This window comes from Dictyobacter aurantiacus (assembly GCF_003967515.1).
Taxonomy (GTDB): Bacteria; Chloroflexota; Ktedonobacteria; order Ktedonobacterales; family Ktedonobacteraceae; genus Dictyobacter; species Dictyobacter aurantiacus.
Genome location: NZ_BIFQ01000001.1, coordinates 2,160,480 through 2,172,359 on the forward strand (window position 1 = coordinate 2,160,480; position 11,880 = coordinate 2,172,359).

General features: G+C 54.3%; 10 protein-coding genes. 7 read left to right on the forward strand and 3 right to left on the reverse strand.

Annotated elements, in window-relative coordinates; genetic code table 11:
* Positions 1–42: 42 nt before the first annotated feature.
* The 3 genes from KTT_RS08655 (at position 43) to KTT_RS08665 (ending at position 3,383) form a co-directional block, all read left to right on the forward strand.
* Positions 43–912 (forward strand): hypothetical protein, encoded by an 870-nt coding sequence (locus tag KTT_RS08655; RefSeq protein ID WP_126595601.1) that lies wholly within the window; start codon positions 43–45, stop codon positions 910–912.
* A 102-nt stretch (positions 913–1,014) separates the two neighbouring features.
* Positions 1,015–1,974 carry an AAA family ATPase gene (locus tag KTT_RS08660; protein ID WP_126595602.1) on the forward strand — a complete coding sequence of 320 codons (960 nt, stop codon included), beginning with the start codon at positions 1,015–1,017 and terminating at the stop codon, positions 1,972–1,974.
* Between the two features lie 11 nt (positions 1,975–1,985).
* Positions 1,986–3,383 carry a DUF58 domain-containing protein gene (locus KTT_RS08665; RefSeq protein WP_160145750.1) on the forward strand — a complete coding sequence of 466 codons (1,398 nt, stop codon included), beginning with the start codon at positions 1,986–1,988 and terminating at the stop codon, positions 3,381–3,383.
* Between the two features lie 95 nt (positions 3,384–3,478).
* On the opposite strand, the gene KTT_RS08670 is transcribed toward KTT_RS08665, so the two are convergent.
* A complete protein-coding gene (locus KTT_RS08670) occupies positions 3,479–3,733 on the reverse strand; it encodes a helix-turn-helix domain-containing protein (protein WP_126595604.1) in 255 nt (84 codons plus the stop codon).
* 272 nt (positions 3,734–4,005) lie between these two features.
* Here KTT_RS08670 and KTT_RS08675 point away from each other — a divergent pair, with 272 nt between their 5' ends.
* Entirely contained in the window at positions 4,006–5,178 is a 1,173-nt protein-coding gene (locus tag KTT_RS08675) for a citrate synthase (protein WP_126599498.1), read from the forward strand.
* Between the two features lie 118 nt (positions 5,179–5,296).
* On the forward strand, positions 5,297–6,703 hold the full coding sequence (locus KTT_RS08680; protein ID WP_126594945.1) for a hypothetical protein: 1,407 nt from the start codon (positions 5,297–5,299) through the stop codon (positions 6,701–6,703).
* A 359-nt stretch (positions 6,704–7,062) separates the two neighbouring features.
* Here KTT_RS08680 and yabN read toward each other — a convergent pair whose 3' ends face one another.
* The gene (gene yabN, locus KTT_RS08685; protein WP_126595605.1) at positions 7,063–8,583 is read right to left on the reverse strand and encodes a bifunctional methyltransferase/pyrophosphohydrolase YabN; all 1,521 of its coding nucleotides are present in this window, start codon (positions 8,581–8,583) and stop codon (positions 7,063–7,065) included.
* 186 nt (positions 8,584–8,769) lie between these two features.
* Between yabN and KTT_RS08690 the strand changes: the two genes are divergently transcribed.
* Complete coding sequence (locus KTT_RS08690; RefSeq protein WP_126595606.1) at positions 8,770–9,291, forward strand: hypothetical protein; 522 nt, start codon at positions 8,770–8,772, stop codon at positions 9,289–9,291.
* Between the two features lie 75 nt (positions 9,292–9,366).
* On the opposite strand, the gene KTT_RS08695 is transcribed toward KTT_RS08690, so the two are convergent.
* Entirely contained in the window at positions 9,367–10,332 is a 966-nt protein-coding gene (locus KTT_RS08695; RefSeq protein WP_126595607.1) for an alpha/beta fold hydrolase, read from the reverse strand.
* Between the two features lie 418 nt (positions 10,333–10,750).
* Between KTT_RS08695 and KTT_RS08700 the strand changes: the two genes are divergently transcribed.
* Positions 10,751–11,857 (forward strand): MGDG synthase family glycosyltransferase, encoded by a 1,107-nt coding sequence (locus KTT_RS08700; protein ID WP_126595608.1) that lies wholly within the window; start codon positions 10,751–10,753, stop codon positions 11,855–11,857.
* Positions 11,858–11,880 lie beyond the last annotated feature (23 nt).

Genomic DNA, 11,880 nt, shown 5'->3' on the forward strand with positions numbered 1-11,880 from the left:
ATTTTTACCTGCTGCAGCTCCTAATAGAGAGGAGGATTTTGTATGAATCTCGGTCCATCGAACCCAAACTATCCGCCTGGCATGTCAGGGCAGCATGATGCTCCAACAGAAATGTTCCAGACCAATCCCCCCCCCCCTGGTGCTCCCTATCGGCCAGGGGCAGGCGCGCCATTCAATCCTGGTCAACGCCCAGGCCCAACAGTACGACCGGAACAGCTCATCAATAAGAAAAAGGCGCAGACGCTCCCACCTGGACCCTGGCATACGAAACTCGCGTATCTATGGAGATCGGATCCTGCATATAAAGTACTCTTTATCGCTATCGGGGTAGTTATCGTGTGCAGCATCGTGGGTGTTATTTTAGTTGGGACGGCCTTCTCGTCGTTTACCAGCAGATCAGCGACAAATCCCAATCAGAACGGCTCCCAGACTGTTGCTAACACTCCGCAGGCTACGCCGACCACGACTCCAACAGCACAGCCGACTATGACTCCAACGCCGCAGCCGACCGCGACTCCAACAGCGCAGCCGACGGTCGCGCCAACGCCAACAGCGCAACCGACGATCGCGTCAACGCCAACACCTGTGCCTAATAACGGACCATTGACCGTACAGTTCACCAACCTGCCCGCGCAGGCTCAGAATCACAGCACAGTCCCCGTGACAGTCGCAACCAAACCTGGCGCAACCGTGGCACTGCTGATTACCTATAATGCTTCGCCCTCCTTCCAGCAGACAACGACAGTGACCGCCGATGCCAATGGCACAGCCACCATTCCCTGGACGATCAATGAGCGCGCCTTCAGCCGTTTCACACAGGTGATTGCCGCACGCGTGGTAGCCATTGCCCGCGACCAGAATAATCAGCAAACAACATCGCAGCCGGCAACGGTACAGATCCTGGGGAATTAAATCGCAATCAGGCAGATACTGGTGAATTTTGCGTTCGTTTGTGCGTATAACTCTATACGAGTTGCATAAAAAGATATATACCACACATGCATAGGAATATATATGGAACAGAACGACGAAATTCAATCGATACAACGTATGGCCTATACAATTGGGAGCAACGTCAGCCGCGTCATCATTGGTAAGGATGAGGTGATTCAATTGCTGGTGGTGGCGCTGCTCTGCGAGGGTCATGTGCTGTTCGAGGATGTGCCTGGTATTGGTAAGACAACGATGGCCAAGGCCCTCGCGCGCTCACTCGGCTGCAGTTTTCAGCGTATCCAGTTTACGCCAGACCTGTTGCCATCAGATATCACCGGCATCACCTTCTACAATCAGAAAAAGGGCGAATTTGAATTCCGGCCCGGCCCCTTGCTGTCCCAGATCGTATTGGCAGATGAGATCAATCGTGCCACCCCACGTACGCAGTCGGCTCTGCTAGAAGCTATGGAAGAGAGGCAGATCAGTATCGAGCGCAACAGCATGCCGCTTCCGCGTCCCTTCATGGTGGTAGCCACGCAAAATCCCGTTGAACTGGAGGGCACATTTCCCTTGCCAGAGGCACAACTGGACCGCTTCCTGATGCGCCTGCGCCTTGACTATCCCGATAAAGACGAGGAGCGCCAGATCCTGCGTCGCTTCAAAGAGGAGCAGCCGCTCCAGGAACTGAAGCCCGTAATAGACGCGGAGCAACTGACACGCCTGCAACAGGCGATTCGCAAGATCCATGTCAGCTCGGGCATCGAAAACTATATTGTTGAGCTGGTGCATGCCACCCGTGATCACAGCGAGGTTGAGCTCGGCGTCAGTCCTCGCGGCACGCTGGCCCTCTATCGAGCCAGCCAGGCAATGGCCGCCATTGAGGGTCGCGGCTACGTCATCCCAGATGATGTGAAGCGCCTGGCTCCCAACGTGCTTGCTCATCGCCTTATCGCCACCAGTCAGTCACGGTTGCATGGGCGCGATATGGATCAAGTGATCGTAGATATTCTGCATAGCACGGCCGTCCCGGTAGAGCAATGAGGCAGACCCGGATGGCACAACGACAGCGCGAAACCAGCCAACAGCAGCGCATGGATGAGAACCGGGTAAACCGAAAACTGTATCTGCTCGGTGGCTTCATCCTGTTAATCAGTATCCCAACGCATATCCCGCTACTACTGGTCTGTAGCTGCATCTTCCTGTGCGTGCTCGTGATCACCGATATCTGGGCCACCTACTGCCTGCGCGAGATACGCTATCAGCGCCACCTTAGCGAAACCAGGGTCATCTTCGGTGAGGAGGTCACGCTATCGATCTCGATCGAGAACGCCAAACTCCTGCCGCTACCGGTCCTACAGGTCAACGACAACATCCCACGCGCCCTACCACTGAAGGGACAACCCTTTCGTAAAACGCTGGTCAGCAACATCGTCACGCTGGAGAGCCTCTTCAGTCTACGCTGGTATGAGCGTGTCACGCGTACCTACACCGTGCAGTGTATCAATCGTGGAGTTTATAGCTTTGGCCCGGCCACGCTCCAGAGCAGCGATCTCTTCGGCTTTATCGGTCGCGAACTGCAGGATGAGGCGGTCGAGCATATGGTAGTCTATCCCCTGGTGGTACCCATCAGCAGCTTTAACCTCCCCTCACAACGTCCATTTGGCGACTATCGCACCAGGAGACGCTTCATAGAAGACCCTTCACGCGTCATAGGGGTACGCGATTACGCCTATGGTGATAGCCTGCGCCGGGTGGATTGGAAGGCGACCGCGCGCGTCCAGGAGTTACAAAGCAAGATCTATGAATCCACGACTACGTATTCGCTCTCCATTTTTCTGAACTCATCCTTAAAGCTGGATAACTACTATAGCATGCATCCGGCCCTGCAAGAGTTGGCTATATGCGCGGCCGCCTCTATCAGCAACTGGGCGCTTGATGAGGGATATACGGTAGGCCTCTATGCCAATACTCCCATGAGTTTGCGGGATGACGACGAAGAAGTAAAGGACGAAGAAGAGGGGGAATACAATCTGAAAAAGACTATTGCTCGCCAATTGAAGCGCCGTACGGTCAGCATACCACCGGCCAGAAGTGAGGAGCAACGTCGACGCCTGATGGAAGCGCTGGCGCGCATTCAACCACATATGGGCACACCCCTGGAAGAGGTCATGCAGCGGGAACGAGCTCATCTCCCAAACGGCACAACCGTCATTGTAATTACCAGCATCATCAGTGAACGCCTGATGGAGGTGATGCTGCGCATGAAACGGAGCGGGCATGCCGTCTCTCTTCTGCTCGTTGGGGACAATCCACCTCCAAGCAGGATCTCTGGCTTCCCGGTGTACTACCTGGGCGGCGAAGAGACCTGGGATAATCTACAGGTAATATATGGCAACGTTCAACCAGACAATGAGGAGACGCCAACGGAAGCCGCGGGCTTTACCCTTTAACCATATCCGTAGACACGCCCCTCGCGGGCGCTTTTTCGCTTTTCTTGACCTCAAAAGCGCCCGCGAGGGGCGTGTCTACGGATATATGAAACGCGTTAAATATCCGAAACCCAATCGCTGGCATACGGTATCTCAGGGATCGCGTTCTGCGATGAGGAGTCGTCGCTCTCCCGTAAGCGTAGGAGGGCTTCTAACTCCACCTGCTTATAAAGCCTCTGACGTTTGATCCCCTGGCGATAGCTCTTAAGAATTCCTCGGCTGACATATGTGTACAGGGTTGAGATTTTTACGCCCAGCAGTGTTGAAGCCTCTTGCCCATCCAGATAATGTTCACCATTTAACTCAATCAAGACCCAGCCCTCCTTTCGTAGCTCATATGCTTTTGTTATATTTTTGCATCTCGAGCCGATAAAGTATCATCAGGTATGTATTAAACATCTTATGTTACCTTTTATGATCGCATGTTTGGGCTAAAAAATCAAGCCTTATGCGATACGATCAATATAAATCAAATAACATCAAGTTTTATTGACATTCATGGGTATAGATGATACAACTAACAGGAGACGAATGTATTTGATTAGTATTATCGTAATAGCAAAGGAGCAGATGTACAATGTCAATGACGATACCAGATACAGGAAACACCCCCCAGAAAGATAACGCACCCAATTCCCCGGCCAAGCCAAATAAAGGCGGATTAGAGGGAATTGTGGCTGCCACAACCGCTATCAGTAAGGTCGATGGCACCGCCGGACGCCTGGTTTATCGCGGTTATGATATTCATGATCTGGCCCAGACCTGCAGCTTTGAAGAGGTAGCTCACCTGCTCTGGTTTGGACACCTTCCCAACCAGAAGGAGCTTTCGGATCTGCATCAGAAATTTGTGGCGCAACGCTCATTGCCCGAGGTGATTCTGCAGACGATTCGTGAGCTTCCCAGCACCACCGAACCCATGGACGTACTGCGCACCGCCGTGTCCGCCCTGGGCGCGGTCAGCATCTCTGGAAAGCCAACCATCGATCAGGCCATCGCCGTAACGGCCCGCTTCCCGCTGATCCTGGCAGCGTTCAACCGTCTACGCAACGGCGAGAAGATCCTGGAGTCACGCGCGGAGTTGGGACATGCGGCCAATTATCTTTATCTGCTCACAGGCGAGGTGCCTAAAGAGGAGCATGTCAAGGGGTTAAATTCCTACCTGGTACTGCTTGCCGATCATGGCATGAATGCCTCGACATTCACGGCCCGTATCGTTGCCAGCACTGAGTCGGATATTGTTTCTTCCTTGGTCGCCGCCCTGGGAGCTTTAAAAGGTCCTCTGCATGGTGGGGCTCCCTCTAAGGTGCAGGATATGTTACGCAGCATCGGCACCGTCGAGAACGCCGACCCATGGATTCGCGATGCGATTACCCATGGTGGCCGTTTGATGGGCTTTGGTCATCGCGTCTATAAGACCGCTGATCCTCGTGCGGAAGAACTACGAGAGATGGCCCAGGTAGCCGATCCAGAGGATTTCAAGCTCGCCCATCATGTAGAAAAGACCGCGATCGCCCTGCTCGATGAACTAAAACCTGGTCGTCGTCTGTATACCAACGTAGAATTCTATTCGGCCGCCCTGATGAAGTCTATCGGCCTGAGCGGAGACCTCTTTACTCCGACCTTCGCCGTCAGTCGCTGCGCCGGTTGGACCGCCCACATTCTGGAGCAGGTCAACAACAACCGCCTGATCCGACCTGAAGCCGAGTATACCGGTCCCCTGAACGAAACATTCGTTCCCCTCGCCGACCGCGCATAAATTATTATAAAACATGAGACATCCCGAATTTTAAGGTCGGGCTTGTAAAAAGACACCTCCTGAGCGAGACTGAAGAAAGCAACCAACCATCATTCAGTCAATCCAGGAGGTGTTGTTCATGTCATCCCAGTATCTCACACGGCTTGAGGAGCCACAAGTTCCACCATATCCCCCTGCCGAGATGGCTCAGGGATTGTACACCGCTCTCGCTCGGTTTCTAGCTCCGTTGCTCATGGAAGCTGATACCCGCATGGACAAACGACTGGTGCGCACGATGTTGCACACGGTCGCAGTGATCTTGACCTTTCGTGATCGCGTCAATGGCTTGCTCCTCTCGGAAATGGGCGGCTATCTCGAAACGCCTGACAAAGCCCCGGCAGGCACCAAGCGCCTGTCTCGGCTGCTGCATTGTCGCAAATGGTCCGCTGAGCTGATCCGCTCGTATCTGTGGCATCGAGCCAGCCAGCGCCTCACAAGGTGGAAACAGATGGGAAGGGATGTGCTGGCGCTGTGGGATGAGAGCGCCTGGGAGAAACCAGAAAGTATCGCCTCCGATGATCTTGCCCCGGTGCGCTCAAGTAAAGCGGCGCGACTCACCCATATCAAAAAGGGCTACTACACCCCACCGCGTGGCCCCATTTTTGTGCCGGGCCTCCATTGGCTGGCCGTGGTCCTGGTCGGTAGCGAGCAGCAAGACGACCCGCCTGAACTAGCCAGCATGCGGTGGTGGACCAGCCGTGGGGCGCGCGCCTCCTTCAAACGCGATGAGCAAGCCAAACTGTTGCTGCAAGGCGTTCTGCTCTGGGGACGCGAGGTGATGCATGTCTTTGATCAAGGCTTCGCCAGCAGTTTCTGGCTGGGTCTGTTGCTGGCGTTCTCGTTGCGCTTTGTGCTGCGCTGGAACAAAGACTATCAGCTCGTGGATGCCCAGGGTCAGCGACGTGCAGCCTGGAAAATCACCCGCGGCAAACGAGGATGGCAAGAACGCTGGGTGTGGGATTGCCGTCGTCACCAGTGGGTCATGGGCAGCATTCTTGCCTTTCCGGTGACGCACCCCGACCATCCTGAGCAGCCCTTGTGGTTGGTCGTAGCTCGGCGCAAAGGTGGCTTGCCCTGGTATCTGCTCACCGCCGAGTCCATCACCACCGCGGAAGATGCCTGGCGGATCATGTTTGCCTATGCGCGTCGCTGGCAGATCGAACTGACCTGGAAAGAAAACAAGAGCGAATTGGGCTTCCAAAGCCCGCGGCTCTGGGAGTGGGAGCCGCGAGAAAAACTGCTGCTGTTGGCGGCGCTGGCCTACGCCTTTCTGCTGAGCCTGCTGGCGCCGTTTTACGAACTCTTACGCCGCTGGCTGTTGCGGCACTACTGTCATCGCACAGGCCGTCATGCCCGGCAAGCACACCAGCCGTTTGCACGGCTGCGCCTGGCCTTGAGTCGGTTGTGGCAACGGATCCCTGCGCGCTGGGAGGAGGTAGCTGGCCGGCCCCGGCCCCAGCCTCGCGTCCAGATCATCATGCTCTGAGGTGGTGTGGAGGTTCCCCACGTGACGAGAGACGCTCTGGTCGGCATCGGCTGACCATGTGGGCGTGTGTCCGGTGTTCATCGGGTACAACGCGTCTTGCCAACAGAGGATGCGAATGCGTGCGAAAAGAGCATACCCCTAGGCCCTGTGGAAACCGCTGGGATGCTTTGGGAGTGGAAAGTCGATTGACCAGCTCCTTTCTCTTTTTCCGTTTTTTGGCACAGTGGTGCTTTTCAGCGAGCCAAACGGGGAAAGCACGTTGTTCTGCAAGAGAAGAGAAGCGAGCAGTTCTCCTTCAAAAATGGAGAACTGCTCGCTTCTTTCACAAGTTCATCCCTAAAATTTGGGATGTCTCATGTTTACACCCGCTCTTTGGCGCGCGCCCAGAGCGCCTCCCATTCGGGGGTGCTATAAGAGGTGAGAGGACGTCCCTCTATCCTCGCCATCTCTTCCATCGCCTGGAAGCGGCGGCGGAACTTGCGATTAGCCAGACGCAGCGCCTCCTCGGCATCAATCTTGAGGAAGCGCGCCAGTTTGGCCACCATAAACAGCACGTCTCCGATCTCCTCTAACTGATCATCGGGCGAGGTGGCTTTTTTGATCTCTTCCAACTCTTCTTCCAGCTTGGCATAGATATCTTGCAGCGACGTAAACTCAAAGCCGGTCTTCACCACGCGCTTCTGATACTCCTGCGCCACCATCAGGGCCGGTGTAGCCTGCGGTACACGGTCCAACACACTCTCATTCGCGGTATCCACGCCGGCCGATGCGCGTTCCTGCTTCTTAATCTCTTCCCAGTTCTGCACCACCTGGCCAGCGTTCTGCACCTCAATGTCACCAAAGACATGGGGATGGCGGCGGATCAGCTTGGCATTGATATGCTCATAGACGTCGCCAATCGAAAACTCGTCCGCCTGGCGTGCGACCTCCGAGTGCAGATAGACCTGGAGCAGCAGGTCCCCAAGCTCTTCCGCCAGCTTGTCCATATCCTTCTCTTCAAGCGCCTCTACCACCTCATAGGTCTCCTCAATCACGTAGCGCTTCAAGCTATCGTGCGTCTGCTGGCGGTCCCAGGGACAACCATCGGGCTCGCGACGCAGGCGCATGGTGATATAGCGCAGGGTCTCAGGCAGGCGCAGGGCGGAAAGTTCACCAACAGGCGGTACATACAATGTGCTCAGATGATTGGCGAAGTTATTGCGGTCCAGTTCGTACAGCGGCATCTCGATCACCGCCTCATCTTCTCCCACGCCAGCGGCACGTACCAGCTTGACCGGCCATTCATCTGGATAACATTCGCCCAGCGCCAGCTTGACCTCGCTGGCCAGGCGACGATTATACACCTGAACCACCATCAAGGGGATGGTCGGGATAATCTTGCCGGCCACCTCGTCGCGGTGCGAGAAGGCCAGGTTGGTGGCGTCAATGATCTGCGCGCCCACCTCAAAGGGGTCAAGGGCCAGCAGGTTACAGACCGGCTCGATAAAAGAAAGTCCGGAGACGATACGGGTCGATAAGCCGCGCTGCCGCGCCAGTTCAAGCACCAGCTGCACCGAAGTCTCTCCGACCAGGGGATGGCCCGGAACAACATAGATCACCGGCTGCGCGACCGCCTGGTCACAAACCTCCGTGGCAATCTGCTGGTAGAGCGTGCTCCAATCATCTGATTCATCATAGAGTCTATCAAAGGACTCAATACGTAATTTAGGTAGGTCTAGCTTTAATGGCTCAACAGTAGGGTGAATAATAGTACGAAAGTATACGGTTTGATCATGCTCGGCCGCCTGCGCAAGCACGCGGTGGGCCTCCACCGTCAGATCGTTTATGCTACCAGGCCCCAGGCCCACAATAGTAATCGCTGATGCAGTCGTTTCAGTCATAAAAAAAGATCCTCTCCTTACTCCACCGTGCTGGTGGTAAGTGTACCGGTTGTACCAAACCGTGTCAAATAATAAGCACGGAGAGATCTCAGCATTGTCGAATGTGCAACAACATGCTATGCTATTTTTATAACAATACAGCGAAGGTTGCTTATTCAATGAATAAGCGCTACAAGGAGGTTCTCGATGGCGTCCGCTGACAGCACAAAACCATCTTGTCCGGTCTGCAATCAATCAGACCAGGTCAAGACCATGCAAGCAGCATACAACTCTGGTGTGGCCCGTTGTGCCCCGCCGGATATGCCTACACGTAACGTATCTATGATGAAACCCATAACCATTTGTGGGGTCTTCGTTGGCATCTGTCTCTTCCTCATCATCACACTGATTGGTGGTCTGGAGAATGGCTTCCCACAGTGGGCTCAATTAATTCTGCTGGTCATCACCCTTGTACTGATCGTAACTGCCCTGGCGGTTTCCTACTGGGCCTTCCAGCGCGTTGTGCGTGGTGACAATGAGACGATTGAACTCTTTCCAGCCTGGGATAAAGCGACAGCTCGCTGGAATAGCCTGTACTATTGCCAGCGCGATGACGTGGTCTTTGATCCAAAGACAAACGAACAGATATCCAATAGTCAGCTTGTCTCACTGCGCGTCAGCGCAACAAAAGCTATCAAAAGCGAGATGCAGGCCGCGACCCAGCATTAATTTATTTGCTATTATAAACAACAGGGGACCCCATTTAGAGGTCCCCTGTTTTCATTATTCCATCATATAACGACATCAGTCAGTCGGTCGGCGCCAGGAGGCATGCGTACCGCGTCTCTGACGCTGGCTTCCCGAAGTCTGTAAACTGGCCTGCCGCCTCAAGGTGAAACGCCCCGGGGCCGTCTTTTTTCCCTGCCGGTTCAGCCAGCGTCTATGCTCAAAAGGTCGCAACTTCCCCTGGCCAGCCTCCAGACGCAAAGGCCGCCTGGGACGCCTGCTCCGTGGCGTCGAGACATTAACGATGCGCCCTTCGGTCAAGAAAGGGAGCACCACTTCCGCGACATAGGGCGCGGCCAGCATGGGGGCACTATGATTAGCGGGAATCACCACATCATGGGGTCCCAGGTGTCGTGGGCGTGCAATCAGGGCGTCGCGTCCACCCCAGATGAAGAGTGTAGGAATAGATGGCACATAAAAAGGGGTGCGGCCCTGGCCGGGCATCTCACAGAGAGAACGGATCAGAATATCGATTGGCTGGAGTTCAATCTCCTTTTTCCAGACACGGGTATACTGGTGCTGCTGCCAGTTAAAACCGAGGGCGCGTACCAGGCTGTGGAGCCGCCAATCTGAGAAGACCCATTGCATCAATGTCGGAGGATGGGGTCCATCCAGTAAACGAAGGAATAAAGCCCAGATTTCCAGAATATACGTCGGGCACAAGAAAATTGCGTGAGTAACCGATTGCGGATAGCGCTTGACATAAGCTTCAGCAGCCCGCGTACCGGATGAATATGCGAGCATTGCCCAGTGCTCAATGCCTAAAAATTGACGGACCTCTTCAATCGCTTCGGCACATATTTGATAATAAGGCTCATCCGCCGCGACATGCGGCGACCCCCCCAGACCCGGCAATTCAATCATAATCAATTGAAAACGCGATTTTAATAGTGGGGCCAAATTTTGCCATATCGCAAAGGTCACGCCCCAACCATGAATGAGGAGGAGGGGTGGTCCACTTCCTTCAAGTCGGTAACGTAGCATAGTTCTTTCGCTTCCATCAAAGTGCCGTTCTGGCACAGGCCAATGATTTAACTACCCACCGGATACACCTTCTCATGAAAATTGCCTTCAAGCTGTACTATCTCCGGCAATAAATCAAAAAAGACATACCACTCTTACACTAGAATTACGAATATCCCCTCAGATGAGTAGCGAAAGGTGATAAAGGGGCCCATTAGTAATGGGCATGAACCATTTTACCATAGGGCATTGTACGCGCCAAGAAATGTCCCGTTCTCATGGTCAATGGCAAATGAAATATGGTATAGTCGGAAAGAACAATTCAGGAATTGGTGCAATACCACGGGTGGGTGCGAAAGCACCCACCCGTGGTATTGCACCAATTCCTGAATAAAAATTACTTGAGCATCGCAAAGGGAGTGAGAGGATATACAGCAGAATGCGTACCATTTTGATTCTTACATCGAAAACTGGCGGTGGTCACGTCAGCCTCGCTGAGTCGCTGCGCGATCAATTACAAGCGAGTGAAGAAAATGTACAGATTGAGATTTTGGACCCGCAGTCCAGCATCATCAATTGGCATTATCGATTGGTCAGTCGCTATGCGCTCTGGCTCTGGTCGGCCGAGTTCCGCTTGATGGACACTCCCTTACGGGCTCATATAGCCCATAGCATCTTTACGCCGATGGTGGCGCGCGCTCTGCGAACCGCTATTCAGCGCCTGCAGCCATCGCTGATCATTACAACCTATCCTTTTTTGACGCAAGAGGTGGTGCAGGTTCTGAAAAGTCTAAAGGCGCCCATTCCATTCGTGATGCTCTTCACCGATCCCAAAGCGCTGCACGCATCCTGGCTGACGGAAAAGAGGGCCAGCGCGGTAATGGCACCCACGCAGGAAACCTATCAGCGGGCGCTGGAGGCCGGATTTGCACCGGATCGTCTACACCAGGTCGGATGGCCAGTACGCGCGCAGTTTATCCGGATGGCGCAGGCCGCAGAAGAGAGCCGGATCAGGGTGTTGCAGCAGATGGAGCTTAATCCAGATCAATTCACGATCTTCTTGCAGGGCGGCGGTGAGGGGTCCGCCCGCTTTGGGCAAGCGGTCGAACAGCTGCTGGATACCGATGAAAGGTTGCAGATTATTCTGGCCACCGGCACCAACCAGGCGCTACGGGCACGCTTCCAGCAGGTAAAAAATGTCTATCCGCTCCCCTTCACCAAAGATATCGCAACCTACATGGCAGCGGCAGATGCGATCATGGGAAAAGCCGGTCCCAACATGCTCTTTGAGGCAGTAACGCTGGGCAAGCCATTTATCGCCACCACCTATATTCCAGGACAGGAAGAGGCCAACCTCGAATTTATTCAACAACATCAACTGGGCTGGGTGGCCCTGACCCTGGAAGAACAATGCATGCTGCTCAAAAAGCTCATCGAGCAGCGTGACGTATTGCAAAAAATGGAGCAGACAGTGGCCGCATATCAACAATGGAACAACGCCCAAACGGCCCGCATCGTCCCCCTCCTCCATCAAACTCGCCCATAGGTTCGGACCTCGCGTCCGCTTAA